This is a genomic window from Micromonospora sp. ATA51 (assembly GCF_016802855.1).
GTDB classification, from domain to species: domain Bacteria; phylum Actinomycetota; class Actinomycetes; order Mycobacteriales; family Micromonosporaceae; genus Micromonospora; species Micromonospora sicca.
Genome location: NZ_JAEVHJ010000002.1, coordinates 33,785 through 48,170, shown reverse-complemented (window position 1 = coordinate 48,170; position 14,386 = coordinate 33,785). Strand labels below are relative to the sequence as shown.

The 14,386-nt window shown below is 69.9% G+C and carries 20 protein-coding genes and 1 pseudogene; 9 read left to right on the top strand and 12 right to left on the bottom strand.

Annotated features, from left to right (window positions below; all coding sequences use genetic code 11):
* The first annotated feature begins 3 nt into the window (after window positions 1-3).
* The 6 genes and pseudogenes from JNW87_RS00855 to JNW87_RS39105 all read left to right on the top strand — a co-directional run bounded on the left by JNW87_RS00855 (window position 4) and on the right by JNW87_RS39105 (window position 4,954).
* Window positions 4-813: an ABC transporter permease gene (locus tag JNW87_RS00855; protein WP_146231127.1), complete on the top strand. Its 810-nt coding sequence runs from the start codon at window positions 4-6 to the stop codon at window positions 811-813.
* The gene (locus tag JNW87_RS00850; RefSeq protein WP_109802826.1) at window positions 810-1,868 is read left to right on the top strand and encodes an ABC transporter ATP-binding protein; all 1,059 of its coding nucleotides are present in this window, start codon (window positions 810-812) and stop codon (window positions 1,866-1,868) included. Before JNW87_RS00855 ends, JNW87_RS00850 begins: the two co-directional genes overlap by 4 nt.
* A 34-nt stretch (window positions 1,869-1,902) precedes the next feature.
* The gene (locus JNW87_RS00845) at window positions 1,903-2,514 is read left to right on the top strand and encodes a hypothetical protein (protein ID WP_109802825.1); all 612 of its coding nucleotides are present in this window, start codon (window positions 1,903-1,905) and stop codon (window positions 2,512-2,514) included.
* 20 nt (window positions 2,515-2,534) lie between these two features.
* Window positions 2,535-3,362, top strand: coding sequence for an SDR family NAD(P)-dependent oxidoreductase (locus tag JNW87_RS00840; protein WP_109802824.1), 828 nt, complete (start codon window positions 2,535-2,537; stop codon window positions 3,360-3,362).
* A gap of 84 nt (window positions 3,363-3,446) precedes the next feature.
* Window positions 3,447-4,580, top strand: a pseudogene (locus tag JNW87_RS00835) (aldehyde dehydrogenase family protein); the annotation flags it as partial.
* A gap of 83 nt (window positions 4,581-4,663) precedes the next feature.
* Window positions 4,664-4,954 carry an aldehyde dehydrogenase family protein gene (locus JNW87_RS39105; protein ID WP_309233873.1) on the top strand — a complete coding sequence of 97 codons (291 nt, stop codon included), beginning with the start codon at window positions 4,664-4,666 and terminating at the stop codon, window positions 4,952-4,954.
* Between the two features lie 36 nt (window positions 4,955-4,990).
* Here JNW87_RS39105 and JNW87_RS00830 read toward each other — a convergent pair whose 3' ends face one another.
* The 11 genes from JNW87_RS00830 to JNW87_RS00780 all read right to left on the bottom strand — a co-directional run bounded on the left by JNW87_RS00830 (window position 4,991) and on the right by JNW87_RS00780 (window position 9,891).
* Window positions 4,991-5,152, bottom strand: a complete 162-nt coding sequence (locus JNW87_RS00830; protein WP_201749730.1) for a hypothetical protein — start codon at window positions 5,150-5,152, stop codon at window positions 4,991-4,993.
* Window positions 5,153-5,212: 60 nt separating this feature from the next.
* Window positions 5,213-5,437 (bottom strand): SDR family oxidoreductase, encoded by a 225-nt coding sequence (locus JNW87_RS00825; protein ID WP_201749732.1) that lies wholly within the window; start codon window positions 5,435-5,437, stop codon window positions 5,213-5,215.
* A gap of 24 nt (window positions 5,438-5,461) precedes the next feature.
* Entirely contained in the window at window positions 5,462-5,827 is a 366-nt protein-coding gene (locus tag JNW87_RS00820; RefSeq protein ID WP_236648009.1) for a GYD domain-containing protein, read from the bottom strand.
* 317 nt (window positions 5,828-6,144) lie between these two features.
* Window positions 6,145-6,744 (bottom strand): dihydrofolate reductase family protein, encoded by a 600-nt coding sequence (locus tag JNW87_RS00815; protein WP_109802822.1) that lies wholly within the window; start codon window positions 6,742-6,744, stop codon window positions 6,145-6,147.
* Complete coding sequence (locus JNW87_RS00810) at window positions 6,741-7,196, bottom strand: SRPBCC domain-containing protein (protein ID WP_109802821.1); 456 nt, start codon at window positions 7,194-7,196, stop codon at window positions 6,741-6,743. Before JNW87_RS00810 ends, JNW87_RS00815 begins: the two co-directional genes overlap by 4 nt.
* Entirely contained in the window at window positions 7,193-7,531 is a 339-nt protein-coding gene (locus JNW87_RS00805; protein WP_109802820.1) for a helix-turn-helix transcriptional regulator, read from the bottom strand. The genes JNW87_RS00810 and JNW87_RS00805 overlap by 4 nt, the downstream gene beginning before the upstream one ends.
* 157 nt (window positions 7,532-7,688) lie before the next feature.
* A complete protein-coding gene (locus JNW87_RS00800; RefSeq protein ID WP_109802819.1) occupies window positions 7,689-8,141 on the bottom strand; it encodes an SUKH-3 domain-containing protein in 453 nt (150 codons plus the stop codon).
* Window positions 8,141-8,353: a hypothetical protein gene (locus JNW87_RS00795; protein ID WP_238452706.1), complete on the bottom strand. Its 213-nt coding sequence runs from the start codon at window positions 8,351-8,353 to the stop codon at window positions 8,141-8,143. Before JNW87_RS00795 ends, JNW87_RS00800 begins: the two co-directional genes overlap by 1 nt.
* 297 nt (window positions 8,354-8,650) lie before the next feature.
* On the bottom strand, window positions 8,651-9,145 hold the full coding sequence (locus JNW87_RS00790) for a hypothetical protein (RefSeq protein WP_109802817.1): 495 nt from the start codon (window positions 9,143-9,145) through the stop codon (window positions 8,651-8,653).
* 4 nt (window positions 9,146-9,149) lie between these two features.
* A complete protein-coding gene (locus JNW87_RS00785; RefSeq protein WP_109802816.1) occupies window positions 9,150-9,467 on the bottom strand; it encodes a hypothetical protein in 318 nt (105 codons plus the stop codon).
* A gap of 7 nt (window positions 9,468-9,474) precedes the next feature.
* Window positions 9,475-9,891: a YbaB/EbfC family nucleoid-associated protein gene (locus JNW87_RS00780; protein WP_236648007.1), complete on the bottom strand. Its 417-nt coding sequence runs from the start codon at window positions 9,889-9,891 to the stop codon at window positions 9,475-9,477.
* 271 nt (window positions 9,892-10,162) lie between these two features.
* Between JNW87_RS00780 and JNW87_RS00775 the strand changes: the two genes are divergently transcribed.
* The gene (locus JNW87_RS00775) at window positions 10,163-11,248 is read left to right on the top strand and encodes a Gfo/Idh/MocA family protein (RefSeq protein ID WP_109802814.1); all 1,086 of its coding nucleotides are present in this window, start codon (window positions 10,163-10,165) and stop codon (window positions 11,246-11,248) included.
* A gap of 92 nt (window positions 11,249-11,340) precedes the next feature.
* Here the strand turns inward: JNW87_RS00775 and JNW87_RS00770 are convergent, their stop codons facing one another.
* A complete protein-coding gene (locus JNW87_RS00770) occupies window positions 11,341-11,841 on the bottom strand; it encodes an SRPBCC family protein (RefSeq protein WP_255420212.1) in 501 nt (166 codons plus the stop codon).
* Between the two features lie 256 nt (window positions 11,842-12,097).
* Here JNW87_RS00770 and JNW87_RS00765 point away from each other — a divergent pair, with 256 nt between their 5' ends.
* Together JNW87_RS00765 and JNW87_RS00760 are read left to right on the top strand one after the other, a co-directional pair.
* Window positions 12,098-12,595: a GNAT family N-acetyltransferase gene (locus JNW87_RS00765; protein ID WP_109802812.1), complete on the top strand. Its 498-nt coding sequence runs from the start codon at window positions 12,098-12,100 to the stop codon at window positions 12,593-12,595.
* Between the two features lie 155 nt (window positions 12,596-12,750).
* Window positions 12,751-14,337, top strand: coding sequence for a S8 family serine peptidase (locus tag JNW87_RS00760; protein WP_161557879.1), 1,587 nt, complete (start codon window positions 12,751-12,753; stop codon window positions 14,335-14,337).
* Window positions 14,338-14,386: the final 49 nt, after the last annotated feature.

Genomic DNA, 14,386 nt, shown 5'->3' with positions numbered 1-14,386 from the left:
GGCATGAGTCTTCTGCGGAGCAGGCGCCGGTCGCCGGGTCTCTACCTGGCCGTCGTCCTGGCCTTCCTGTACCTGCCGATCGCGGTCGTCGTGCTGTTCTCGTTCAACTCCAGCAGCACCCTGAACCTTCCGATCAAGGGGTTCTCGCTGCGCTGGTACGAGGCGGTGCTGACCGACCCGACCTACACCTCGGCCCTGCGGAACAGCCTGATCGTGGCGGTGGTCTGCGCGATCATCACCACCGTTCTGGGCACGCTGGCGGCGTTCGGGCTGACCCACGTGTCCCCCCGGGTGCGCCCGTGGCTCGCGGTGCTGTTCTTCGCGCCCATCACGCTTCCCGGGCTCTTCCTCGGGTTGTCGCTGCTGGCGTGGTTCGCCAAGCTCGACATCGAGCTCTCACTGTGGACCGTGGCCGCCGCGCACGTGGTCTACACGTTCCCGTATTTCCTGCTCGTCGCCCAGTCCGTCCTCGACCGGATCGACCCGCAGTACGACGAGTTGGCGGCCGACCTGGGGGCGTCGTCGCTGCTGAGGTTCACGAGGGTCACGCTGCCGATGACGTGGCCGGTGCTCGTCGCCGGCGGCATGCTCTCCTTCGTCCTGAGCTTCGACGAGTTCTTCATCACCTTCTTCGTCATCGGGCCGCAGAGCACGGTGCCGCTCGTCATCTACTCAGCGATGCGACGCGCGATCGACCCGTCGATCAACGCGTTCGCGACCCTCCTCCTGCTCGTCACCTTCCTGTCCGGCGTCGTGATCGCCGTCCTGGCACGGACGGGCAGGGCTGCTCGAAAGGGAGTCAAGGCCTCGTGAATACCGTTCTCAGCCTGACGGGCATCAGCAAGAGCTTCGGCAAGGTGCCGATCCTGCACGGCGTGGACCTCGACGTCCACGAGGGTGAGATCCTGTCGCTGCTGGGCCCGAGCGGATGCGGCAAGACCACCATCCTGCGCATCATCGGCGGGTTCGAACGGCCGGACCGCGGCCGCGTGGTCCTGGCCGGCAAGGACATCACCGACGTGCCACCGCACCGCCGCCCGGTCAACATCGTTTTTCAGCGCTACCTGCTCTTTCCCCATCTGTCGGTCTTCGACAACGTCGCCTTCGGGCTGCGGATCGACAAGGTCGGCAAGCGGGACATCGAGCGACGCGTGCGGGAGGCGCTGGAGCTGGTAGGGCTGGAGGATCTTGCCGACCGGCGGGCCACACAGCTCAGCGGCGGCCAGTCGCAGCGGATCAGCCTGGCCCGGGCGCTGGTGAAGCGCCCACAGGTGCTCCTGCTCGACGAGCCGCTCTCGGCGCTGGACCAGAAGGTCCGAATCAGCATGCAGGCCGAGCTGCGGCGCATCCACCGAGAGACCGGCACGACCTTTGTCTATGTGACGCACGACCAGCAGGAGGCCATGTCGCTCTCCAACCGGGTCGTGGTGATGAACGCGGGCCGCATCGAGCAGATCGGCACGCCGGCGGACGTCTACCACCGCTCGGCCACCAAGTTCGTGTCCGGCTTCGTGGGTGACGCGAACCTGGTCGCCGTCGAGGCCCTCGACAGCGCGGGGGACGGCACCGAGGTGAAGGTCGTCGAGACCGGGCAGCGCCTGCGGCTGCGGCAGACACTGCCGCAGCGTGAGGCGGTGTTGGTGGTGCGTCCCGAGCTCCTTCGACTCTCGGCCACCGGTGACGACGGCCTGTCCGGAACCATCTCCGACATCGCGTTCCTCGGCTCCGCTGTCCAGTTCCACGTCGACCTTGACGGCATGACGCTCCGCGTACAGGAGCCGGCGGGCGCTGCCCCCCTGACACTCGGCGTCGGTGACGTCGTACGCGTCGTTCTGCCGGATCACCCCGTCCACGTCCTCACCGACTGACCGCCCGCTGAGAGCAGAGCAGGAGTCGTACCACATGATCTACATCGAATTCATCTCCCGCCGTCCGGGCATCTCCATCGAGCACTTCCACGCGATCGCGGGCGCCGGGCAGACGGGGTGGGCCAAGCAGTACGGCGACGACGAGCTGCTGCTGAACCTCGGTCGGACGTGGCGTATCGGCCCGGAGCCGGAGTACCTCGCCGTGTGGCTCAACCGCAACGCGGGCCTTGAGCTGCTGGGGGAGTGGGAGCGGGCCTTCCGGTCCGGCGAGGCCGACGCGTTCGAGAAGCCCATGGAGGTGGTTGGCCGGCTGGACCGCGCGGGCTGCTACCGGCCCTTGCGGGAGCCGGTCGCCGGCCGGGTCGGTCCCTACTACGCCGAGTTCCTCGATTTCGCCCCCGGCGCCACGCCCGACGAGGTCGCCGCCTTCTTCGACAAGCGCGCGGGCGAGCACCCGGCACTGCGGCTGCACGTCGTTGCCGACCGCATCGGCCACCTCGGCCCTGACCCGCGGTGTATCGCGGTGTGGGGCCTGCCGGACTACGGACACCTGGACGAGATCGCCAGCGAGCTGCAGGACGTGACGGCGCCCGTCGTGCTCCGTACCGCCGGCGTCTACGCGAACCTCGGCGAAGAAATCCTCTAGCCCGTACCAGGAGCGAAATCATGCGATTCGAAGGTAAGAATGCCCTGGTCACCGGTGCCAGCAACGGCATCGGCGCGGCCATCGCCGAGCGGTTGGCGACAGAGGGTGCCTCGCTGTGCCTGCTCGCCGCGCCGCAGGACGAGGCCCACCTGGAGACGGTGGCGGAGAAGCTGCGCGCCGAGGCAGGGGCGAAGGTCGTCACGGTGACCGGCGACGTCGGTGACGCCGACACCGCGGAGCGTGCGCTGACCGTCGCGTGCGACGCGTTCGGCGGGGTCGACCTGCTGGCGAGTAACGCCGGGATCGGCATCTGGGAGAACGTGCTCGAGACGCCGATCGAGGACTTCGACCGGGTGATGCGGGTGAACACCCGCGGCCAGTACGCGGTGACCAGCGCCGTCGCCCGGCACATGAGCCGGCGCGGTGGCGGCGCCATGGTGCTCACCGCGTCGACCGCCTCGCTTTTCGGCGAGGAGGGGCAGATCATCTACAACACGTCCAAGGGCGCGGTGATGGCGCTGGCCCGGTCGCTCGCCGTCGACCTGGCCCGGTACGGCATCCGCGTCAACGCCCTCGCGCCCGGTTGGGTACGCACCCGGGCGACACTGGCCGAAGTGGACGACGTCGCCATCTGGAGCAAGCACCGGACTCGAATTCCGCTCGACCGTCCGGGCGAGCCGGCGGAACTGGCGGCCGTCGCCTGCTTTCTGCTGAGCGACGACGCCTCGTACATGACCGGGTCGGTCGTGATGTGCGACGGCGGACTCACCGCCGGCTACCGGGCGAGCGACTGGGACGCGGTGGAGCGCCCGCTGTCCCCGCGTACCCCAGGGCTGTCCGACAGCTGACCATGGATGACACCCGGTCACGCACCAGTCCCGGCCGTCGATGACTGATGCGGTGAGCGGTCAAGAAGTGACACGGAGGAAGAAGTGAGTCGGTCGGCCAGCGAAGAGGGCGTGCGCAGGTTCCTCAACCCCTCGAAAGAAGACGAACGGGCAGTCGTCGAGGCGGTGCGGAAGGAGCTTCTGATCGCCGGGCGGTGGCGGCCGGCTACGGATGGGCGCCAGTTGCCGGTGCACGACCCGTCGACCGGTGAGGTTCTGTGCCACGTGGCGGATGCGGGGCCCGCCGACGCGGTGGCTGCGCTCGACGCGGCCGCCGCAGCCCAGTCGGGTTGGGCCGCGTGCCCGCCTCGGGAGCGCTCGGACATCCTCCGACGCGCGTTCGAGCAGCTCATTGCCCGGGCTGACGAGCTGGCCCTGCTGATGACACTCGAGATGGGTAAGCCGCTCCCGGAGTCGAAGGCGGAGATCGTCTACGCGGCCGAGTTCCTTCGCTGGTTCTCCGAGGAGGCCGTACGGATCGACGGGCGGTACGCTGTCGCGCCGAACGGTCAAGGCCGTCTGATGGTGATGAAGCAGCCCGTCGGGCCGTGCCTGTTGATCACGCCGTGGAATTTCCCGATGGCGATGGGTACGCGCAAGATCGGGCCCGCGATCGCCGCTGGGTGCACCATGGTGGTCAAGCCCGCGCGTGAGACACCTCTTTCGATGCTCGCGCTGGCCGAAGTCCTGTCCGACAGCGGTCTTCCCGCTGGTGTCCTCAATGTGATCACCACCTCCACAGCAGGTGACGCGACTGCACCGCTTATCACCGACCCGCGGCTACGCAAGATGTCGTTCACCGGGTCGACGGAGGTTGGTCGCACACTCATCGCTCAGTCGGCCCATCAGGTGCTCCGCGTATCGATGGAACTGGGCGGCAACGCACCGTTCATTGTCTTCGACGACGCCGACCTGGATGCGGCCGTCGAGGGAGCGATGATCGCGAAGATGCGGAACATCGGGGAGGCGTGTACGGCAGCGAACCGGTTCCTCGTCGCGGAGTCCGTCGCGGCCGACTTCGCCCAACGCCTGGCCGTACGGATGAGTGCGTTGAAGGTCGGCCGCGGCACCGAACCCGGCGTCCAGGTCGGCCCGCTGATCACGGCGAAGGCGCGGGACAGCATGCGGGCGTTCGTCGCCGATGCGACCGAGCGAGGCGGTCGGGTGCTCGCCGGGGGCAACACTCCCGAAGAGCGTGGCTACTACTACCAGCCCACCGTCATCGCTGACGTGGACCCGGCGCCCGGGTATTCACGGAGGAGATCTTCGGTCCCATCGCACCCATCGCGACATTCACGAACGAACAGGAAGCGCTGGCGATCGCGAACTCCACGCAGTACGGCCTCGCCGCCTACGTGTACACCTCCGATATGCGGCGATGCTTCCGGGTCGTTGAGGCGCTGGAGTTCGGCATGGTCGGCCTCAATCAAGGCATTGTGTCCAACCCCGCAGCCCCATTCGGCGGAATGAAGCAGTCCGGGGTCGGACGAGAGGGTGGCCGCGAGGGCATCGAGGAGTACCTGGAGACCAAGTACATCGCCGCGAACGTGTAGCGGTCGGATGCGCTGCGGCGTGGCCAGGGGTGCCCCTCAGTGAGCCCGTTCGGCGAGGAACTCCTCCCAGGTCCGCCGACCTACGGCCTGCTCCGGCGCCAGGTTAGCCCCGCCCCGGAATTCGTAGTAGCCGAACATGCCGCGGTCGACCGGGCTGCTGATCGGAATCCGGTCGACTCCGACGATGGAGATGCACACTCAGGTGCGGCCTACCAGCCCCGCGACGCCGCCCGGACGAGATTCCGAGCGGCGCCGAGGTCACCCTGGTAGCTGCTGGCGCAGTGGACGATCGTCTCGACACGCGCCCACGGCCGCGTCGACGCCTGCGCCGCTGGTCAGATCGCCGGTGACGAACTCGACTCCGTCCTCGGCCGGTCGGCCGCGCCGGGTCAGGACGCGTAGGTCGCAGCCCGCGTCGCGCAGACGTGACACGACGTGGCGGCCGAGTGTCCCCGTCCCGCCCGTGACCAGGACCGGTGGCATCACCGCTCGCTCATCGGACAGAGGTCATCTACCCGGCGGCTGGTAGGCCTCTTTCGCCCGGACCGCCTCATCGACTTCCTCGGCTGTCAGCACCGGTGTGATCCGCGAGTCCACACCGCCCGCCGCCCGGATGGCGATGGCCAGTGCGGCCGCGGCCTTGTGGTCCGGCAATTCACACAACACATAGGTGTCGTTCTTACCGAATGAGAAGTGCATCGACTCCAGCCGGCCGCCGCTGGCCTCGATCGTGTTTCGGACGACCTCGACCCGCTTGGAACCACCGTCGGTGATCAGCCCCTTGAGCCCGTCAATGGTGTACGTCGACTGCAACAGGAATTTGGGCACCTCGGCATCAACTCCCAGATGTGCTGGCGGCCGCTCGACGGCCACCAGCGCCTGCTCGGTTCGTGGATCAGATCGCGCCTCAGCGCGTCCCTTGGCGTTGGATCCGCTCAGCGCCCTCGACCTTGGCCCGGCCCTGGTCGCGTTCCGTGCCCGATGTCCCGGTCGCCGCCCGCAGGTGCCGGCGGTCTGGCGAGTGTTCGACCTCGGAGCCCTGCCGGCCCCGTGCCCCGCTGCCCGGATTCCGCCCCGCGCGTGCTGACTCGCCGCCGGGGTCGTGCTTGTTTGCCTTGTGGCTACCCATGCGCCGCGCGTACCCGCTACGTGGGGCGCTAGTCATCCCGCGGCGACCGCGGTCGCACCGGTCAGCCGGCGAGTGCCGGCTCCCGGGCGTACGTCAGCAGCAGGGCACCGGTGCTGGTTGGCTCGTTGCTCCTCAGGCGGAACGACGCGAGCCGCCCACCCTCCGGCCAGATGCGCTTCCCGCCGCCCAGCAGCACCGGGTCGAGCATCAGCCGCAGCTCGTCGACCAGGTCGTGCTCGAGCAGCGTCCGGGCCAGCCGCGCACTGCCGATCAGCTGCAGCTCACCCTCGCCCGACTCCTTGAGCTCGGCCACCGCCTTGGCCACATCGCCAGCCAACAACGAAGAGTGCTCCCAGGGCAGCGGCGAGGCGAGCGTCGTCGACACCACGTACTTCGGCTTTTGGTTGAGCGGTTCGGCGACCACCCGCTCGGGTCCGGTGACGCGCGGCCAGTGCGCGGCGAACCGCTCGTAGGTCAACCGTCCGAAAAGGAAGGAGGAGGCGGCATCCAATCCGTCGACCACCCACTGCCGGGAGGTGTCGTCGAACCAGCGCAGGTGCCAGCCGCCGTGCGCGAAACCGCCGCTGGGGTCCTCGTCGGGCGCGCCGGGCGCCTGCACCACCCCGTCCATGCTCATCCACTCGACCACCACGAGCTTCACGCCGCCACCTCCGCGAGCTTGTCCAGCACCGACTTCCAGCCGGGCGCGACGCCGTCGGCCACCTGCGGCATCGCCGCCGCCAGGTCGTCCAGCCGTTCGTGTACGAGGGTGAGCGCGGTCCCGCCCTCCGGCTTCCCCTCGAGGGTGACGGTCAGCAGCGAGTCGAACGTCGGGCCTTCGGTGCGTTGCGGGCCGACGAAGCCCCAGCGCCAGACGATGCGCCGGTCCTGCTCCAGCTCGAGCAGTTCGCAGTCGAAGCCGCCGACGTCGGCGCCGGCGTCGGTGTGCCAGATCCGGTACCGGCCGCCGACCCGGGGCTCCACCTCGGCGTGGCTCACCTCCAGCCCGCCGGGGGCGAGCCAGCGACGCAGCAGGTCGGGGTCGAGCCAGGCCCGGTAGACCTTCTCGGGTGGGGCGGGCAGTTCGCGGTGCAGCCGTACGGCGGTGCTCATCGGTCGGTCCCTTCGTCGTCGATGAGGAGCGTCTCCAGGGCGTCGAGGCGGTCGTCCCAGTGGCGTCGGTAGAAGTTCAGCCAGGCGGAGGCCGTGGCGAGCGGCGCCGGTTCGAGCCGACAGACGTGCCGGCGGCCGGTGATGGTGCGCCGGACCAGGCCGGCGCGTTCCAGCACCTGCAGGTGCTTCGACGCCGCGGCCAGGGACATCTCGAGGGGCTCGGCCAGCTCGCCGACGGTCAGCTCCCGTCCGGCGAGCCGGCGCAGCATGGTGCGCCGCGCCCCGTGCGCGAGGGCGTGGAACACCGCGTCCATCCCCACCGAATCCTCAACCATGCGGTTGACGATAATCGCCGGCGGACCGTTCGTAAACCGATTGGTTGAATTTTATCCGGGCTGGCCGCGGCCGAGCGGGATGCGTCGGGGCGGCGCATACGAGGAAGCCCCCGACCGCGCCGTTCAGCTGGTCGAGGGCTCTCGTGGGCGCGGCGGCCTACGGCTCGTCCGGGGCGTCCTCGCCCTCCAGCAGCCGGGCCAGGCCGGTCGCGCCGGGGCCGACCCGCTTGATCTGGTCGTTGAACAGCATGTGGACGGTGCCGGCGGCGTCGATCGCCAGGCTGGCGTGCCCGTCGTACTCTTCCCCGACCGGATAGAGCTGGCCGGCCGTCGATGCGTCGAGGCTGTCGAACCACGTCTTCTGCCCCAGGCACAGGGTCGGGTCGAGTCGTACGCCGATGCGGGCGTAGTCCCGGCCGGGACCGCTCACCGGGACGGCCAGGCCGCCGAACTCGGTCAGGAACGCGCGCGCGGCGGGGTGCATCGTGAACCCCTCCGGGGCGAGCGCGCTCTCCCACTCGGACACGTCCGTCCGGCGGCGCGGCGACCAGCCCGCCGCCTTGAGCTCCTGTGCCGCCCGCGCCGGCAGGTCGCGCTCGTCGCCGCGCATCACAGCGCCTCCTTGAGGTCGAACTCGTTCCGCAACGACTTGCAACTGTTGCAGCACGGGTTGTGGGCGCCGTGGCCGGGGTTGCCGGGGGCGCGGATCCGCGCCGCGCCGATGGCGCCGCCGCGCGGGTCGATGCCCCGGTCCAGCAGCTTCGACAACGACTGCGGCAGCGCGCAGTTGCCGTGCCACGGCGCGCGGAGGTTCTGGGGCACGCTGTCGAGCGCCCGGGCACCTCGCGGTGGTGCGGGTAGATCTTGTCCGGGCCGTCGCTCACGGAGACCGCGGTGTGCCGACCGTCCGCCGTGGTGACCGCCTCGGCGGTGCCGTTGACCCGCCCGTTGCGCTGCTGGCGGTCGGCCTCCCGCCGGGCCCGGTACGACGCCTGCCGGGCCGGGGACGCGTTGCGGGTCGGCCGTGCGTCGGGTGTGCCCCGCCGCCGACGCTTGACCTTCTTGAGATCCCGGACCCACTCCCGGGCGAACTTGGCGGCGATCTTGCCGGTGCGGTTCCTAACCATCGATCAACCGCCAGACGGCCTCCTGCATGAGGTTGCCGATGATCGTGCGGGCCAGCGTCTGGAACACGGGAATCTCCAGCAGGGACGCGCCGAAGGTCGGGCCCGCGGTGGCGATCGCCTGCGCGATCTGGATCGCCAGGATCGTCAGCTGCACGATGACGGCGATCTTCAGGGCCAGCACGATCGCGGCGCAGATGATGAGCCCGGCGCCGCCGACCACCGCCCCGGTGACATTGCTGACCACACTCGCGGCCGGGCTCTCCTCACCCGCCCACCAGTTCCGGAACGCCTCGATGTCGCCGCCCTCGTTGCCGGTGAGCGCGTTGGTGGCGGCGGTGACGGCACCGGCCAGGAACTCGGCCATGTCGTCGCTGAACTCGAGCCACGCCTGGCCCAGCTCGAACAGCTTCTGCTCGTCCGAAGCCGGCCAGTCGTAGCCCAGGATGTCGAGCAGACTGCGCAGCTCGCCGGGGATCTGCAGGCCCACGCCGTCAGCCTCCGAGCCGACCGAGGATGGAGTGGAACAGGTCGCCGGTGTCGGCCTCGTTCTCCTCGTGCGACCGCGCCATCGCGGCGAGGTCGTCGCCGGCGAGACCGACCTCCTCGAGGGCCTCGGTGAGCACCTCGAAGACGAAGCCCGACGCCTCCTCGTGCGCCACGCCGAGCAGGGAACCCGTGTCGTCGTCGCCGAACGCCGGGCCGATCGAGGCCAGTCGCGCCTGGAAGGCCGTCACCCGGCTGGCGAAGTCGTCGGCCGCCGAACGCATCGCGTTGCCGGCGGCGGCCAGCCCGTCCGGATCGATCTGCACGGCGCGGTCACCCGCCCCGACGGCTCAGCCGGTCCTGCGCTTCGGCGAGCCCGTCGAGGAAGGTGGTGAACTGTCGGGCGGCGTCCTGCTGGATGGTGCTCAGCTGCCGGCCCAGGTCGCCGAGGTCGACCGGGCCCGCCGGCGTCGCCGTGGCCCGCTGGAGGTCCTCCATCGCGTTGTTGACCGCGACCATGATGTGGCCGGTCAGCGTCGCGAGGTCGAGCCGGAGCAGCCGCGGGTCGACCTCCAGCGCGGTCATCCGGCCCGGCGGTGCGGTGCGGACGCGGACCAGGCCGTCGGCCGCCTCGCCGCGCCCCTCCGGCGGCGCCGCACCTGCGTCCTCCCTTGTGGACTGGTAGGCGGCAAGGCTACGCAACGTGTCGGTGAGCAGCTTGTCCATGCCGGACGGGTCGGTAGACGCCACCTCAGCCCCCGCTTCCGTTGTGACTACGTCAGCGTGATCTTAGGCGACCCTCGCAAGCGCATCGACACCTGTCGGTGCGCTGTCGATATTCGGTTACCAGCCACTGGTCCGCCTCAGATGGCCCGCGTCCCACCCTCCGCGACGGAGAACCTGGCCAGCTTCCGAAGGGCGCCATCGCTAAGATCCCGGCCAGGTGCCGGCCGGAGCAGCCAATCGTTGAGAGGGTGCGTCGTCTACGGCTCAACATCCGGTCTCGACGTCAGGAAATGAGATGACAACCGCGGTCCAGACTCGGTTCGCCATCGTCGGCAGCGGCTGGCGGGGGGCGTTCTTCCTGCGGCTGGCCAGGCTGCTGCCACAGCGCTTCCGGGTGACAGGGGTGGTCACCCGTGCCGCATCGCGTGGGGACGAGGTCGCGGCCGAGTGGGGCGTGCCGACCTTCCGTTCCGCCGCCGACCTGCTCGCGCACGAGCGGCCCGACTTCGTCATCGTGTCGGTGCCCTGGTCGGTGACGCCCGACGTGACCCGCGAACTGGTCGCCGTTGGTGTGCCGGTACTCGCCGAGACGCCCCCCGCCCCTGACCTCGCCGGGCTGCGGTCGCTGTGGTCCGACGTGGGGGACAGCGGCCTGGTGCAGGTCGCCGAGCAGTACCTGCTGATGCCCGGGCACGCGGCCCGGCTGGAGTTGATCCGCGCCGGGGTGCTGGGCGAGCCCACCTCCGTCCAGATCTCCTCGACGCACCTGTACCACGCGGTCTCGCTGATCCGTGGCCTGCTGGGAGTCGGGTACGACACCGCCGAGGTCAGCGCGCGGGCCTTCGTCGCATCGCTGGCCAACCCCTTGTCACCGGAGGGCTGGAGCGGTGACATGACGCCCCAGCAGCTTGTCACCACCCTCGCGACCATCGACTTCGGCGGGCGGATGGGGCTGTACGACTTCACCGACAACCAGTGGTGGAACCCGCTGCGTTCGCGTCGGCTGGTCGTCCGGGGCTCGCTGGGCGAGATGGTGGATGACCCGGTCGTCCGCCTGGTCGACCCGACGACGCCTGTGGAGTCGTCCCTGGTGCGGCGGCAGACCGGCGTCGACCTGAACCTCGAAGGGCTCGACCTGAAGCACATCAGCTTCGACGGCCGCGTCGTCTACCGCAATCCGTTCGTCGGCAGCGGTCTGTCCGATGACGACCTCGCGGTGGCCGACATCGTGGCTCGTACCGGTGCCTGGGCGCGAGAGGAAGGGCCGGCGCCCTATCCCCTCGCCGAGGCGTGCCAGGACCACCTCATCAGCCTCGCCATCGAGGAATCGGTGCGCAGCGGTAGGCCCGTGGTCACCACCCGGGAGGCGTGGGCCGGGTAGCTCGCGCCAGCCCGGCCCAGCCGACCGCCGGAGCGGGGCGGCAGAGGCCGGCCCCACGCCAGGGGGTTACGGCTTCCAGGAGCCGCCGTACCCTAGCCGAACTTGCCCGCCACGGAATGGTCCAAGCTGGTCACCCTTCCCGTCTCCAGCACTTCCTTCAATCTCCGCAGATTTGCCGGCACCTCCCCGGCGGGAGGTTTACCCATCAACGCGAGGACCCGGTGCCCCAGCCTCCCCAGCGGCGTTCGCATCACCTCGCGCACCTCGGTCTCGCCAACCGCGGAGCCGCTGATGAAGTGGACCTCCCAGTAGGTCCGCAGCCCGGGCAGGGAGCGCGTCTCGTAGCCGATGACCTCGTTCGTACGCTCCTCGGTCACCCTCATCGTCGACCTGAACCGAACGCCCAGCGGGCCTTGTATCGTCCATCGGGACACCGCTGGGCCCACCTGTTCGACGGCCATGACATCGCCCAGAAACCGTGGCAGGTTCGTGAAGTCGCGATAGAACGCGAAAACCTCCCGCACCGGGCGCCGAATCGTCACTCGCGCTTCGACCGCATTGTGTGCTCGCGGTCGCGATGATGTTCCCCGCATCGCAGTCTCCGATCGGTCTCCCAACCGTGGGCGCTGCCGCTCGACGTGATCTGTCGCGCCCTCGCGTACCCGCTGACCCATCCGCCATGCCGACGACTCACCGAGCTGGTTGGCGGCGATCCCCGTTCGGCGCAGTCGAGCCACCAGTTGTCGCGTGTCCCTGGGTCGACGAGGGCATCCGGCGATCAAGGGTGATGTGCAAGGAATCGTCGGTGGCGGCTGTTTCAATGAGCCCTCGGGAGAACGGGGGGGCGACATGACTGAGGTGCGCATTGAGCCGTGGAGCGAGGGCGACCTCGACCTGCTGCGACAGCTCAACGCGCCGGAGGTCCGCGCGCACACCGGGGGCCCGGAGACCGAGGAGCAGGTGGTCGCCCGGCACGAGCGGTACGTCCGCGGCCCGGGCCCGCGCAGCGGCACCATGTTCAGCGTCGTGCTGCCCGACGGCGAAAAGGTGGGCAGCGTCGGCTACTGGGCCCGGGAGTGGCGCGGCGAGCAGGTCTACGAGATGGGCTGGGCGATCCTGCCCGGGTACCAGGGCCGGGGCCTCGCGACCGCGGCGGTGCGCGCGGCGGTCGCGGAGGCCGCGGCGCGCGGCGACCGGCGCTGGGCGCACGCCTACCCGTCGGTGGACAACCCGCCGTCGAACGCGGTCTGCCGCAAGGCCGGCTTCACGCTGGTGGGCGAGACCGAGTTCGAGTACCCGCCGGGGCACCTGATGCGCTCCAACGACTGGCGCATCGACCTATTCTGATCAGTTCACAGCTGTTGTCCACTGGCAACTTTTCCCAGCGCTTGGTCTTCCCACGCCCCGGGACATTCATCTACGTTCCAGCTAAGCCCACCCGTCTCCGTCCTCGCGAGACTCGCGAGGGGGCGGCTGGGTGAGGGAGGACCGCAATGATGCGCATGAGTCCCCGCAAGCTAGGAGCGGCGTTCGCTGCCGCCGCCGTCACGGCCGCCCTGGTCGGCGCGCCGCCGGCCGGCGCGGCCCCCGCCACAGCGGACGGTCCGACCCGCACCTACCTCGTCCTCTACAAGCAGACCGCGGTGCCGTCGGACGCCGCCGACACCGTCCGCGACGCCGGCGGTGAGATCGTCGCGGCCTACGACGCGACCGGCATCCTGGTGGCTCGTTCCGGCTACTCCGGCTTCGCCGACGCCATCCAGAAGGACGTCAAGGTCGAGGGTGCCTCGGCGACCGACAGGTTCGGCGTCCAGGTCGGCGGCGTCCAGGCGGACGGCCGCGACGAGCAGGCCCCCGAGCTGCCGAACTCGCCCGCCACCGACGGCGACAACCTCTCCCCGTTGCAGTGGGACATGCGGCAGATCTCCACGCCGCAGGCCCACGCGGTCACCGGCGGCAGCCGGACCGTCGTGGTCGGCGACATCGACACCGGACTGGACTTCACCCACCCCGACATCGCGCCCAACTACTCGGCCGCCGACAGCGCCGACTGCTCCAGCGGGGCGCCGGCGCCGCTGCGACCCGGCAACGACGTCAACGGTCACGGCACCCACACCGCCGGCACCATCGCCGCGGCGTCCAACGGCATCGGCATCGTCGGCGTAGCCCCGAACGTAAGGATCGCCGGCATCAAGTCCTCGACCGACGCCGGGTTCTTCTTCCCGGAGATGGTCGTCTGCTCGTTCATGTGGGCGGCCGAGCGGCACCTGGACGTGACGAACAACAGCTACTTCGCCGACCCCTTCCTGTTCAACTGCCGCAACGACAAGGCGCAGCACGCGATCTGGAAGGCCGAACAGCGGGCCATCCGCCACGCGATGAACCAGGGCGTCACCGTGGTGGCCTCGGCCGGCAACGAGAGCGAGGACCTCTCGCACCCCGGCATCGACACCACCAGCCCGGACTTCCCGCCTGGCAACGAGCAGACGCGCGACGTCACGAACGCCTGCGTGGTCGTGCCGGTCGAGATTCCCGGTGTCATCGGGGTCAGCGCCAACGGCCACAACGAGCAGGCCGACAGCGACGAGGGGCCGGACTACCTCAAGTCGTTCTACTCCAGCTACGGCGTGAGCGCGGTGGACGTGGTCGCCCCCGGCGGTGACTCCGTCTTCGGCAGCAACGCCGAGGCGCCCAACGGGCGCGTCCTGTCGACGTACCCGGCCACCACGCCGTGCCTGCGGCGCGAGGTGGACCCGAACGAGCCGTCCGCGGTGTACTGCTACCTGCAGGGCACCTCGATGGCAGGCCCGCACGTCGCCGGCGTCGCGGCGCTCGTCGTCAGCCGCTACGGCGACCTGCAGAACCCGCAGAACGGCAAGATGCGTCCGGGACAGGTCGAGCAGTACGTGACCCAGACCGCAGACCCCCAGCCGTGTCCGGCGTCGGTGCCGGCCGGGTACGAAACGGTCACCACCAGCCTGGGTGAGCCGCAGGCCTGCCAGGGCGGCCCCGGCTTCAACTCGTGGTACGGCAACGGCCAGGTCAACGCCCTCCGCGCCGTCACCCACGACACCGGAGGCAACGGCTGACGGGAGGATCAGCGCCCCGGCTCGGGCGTCGTGACCATCCGGTCGCGGC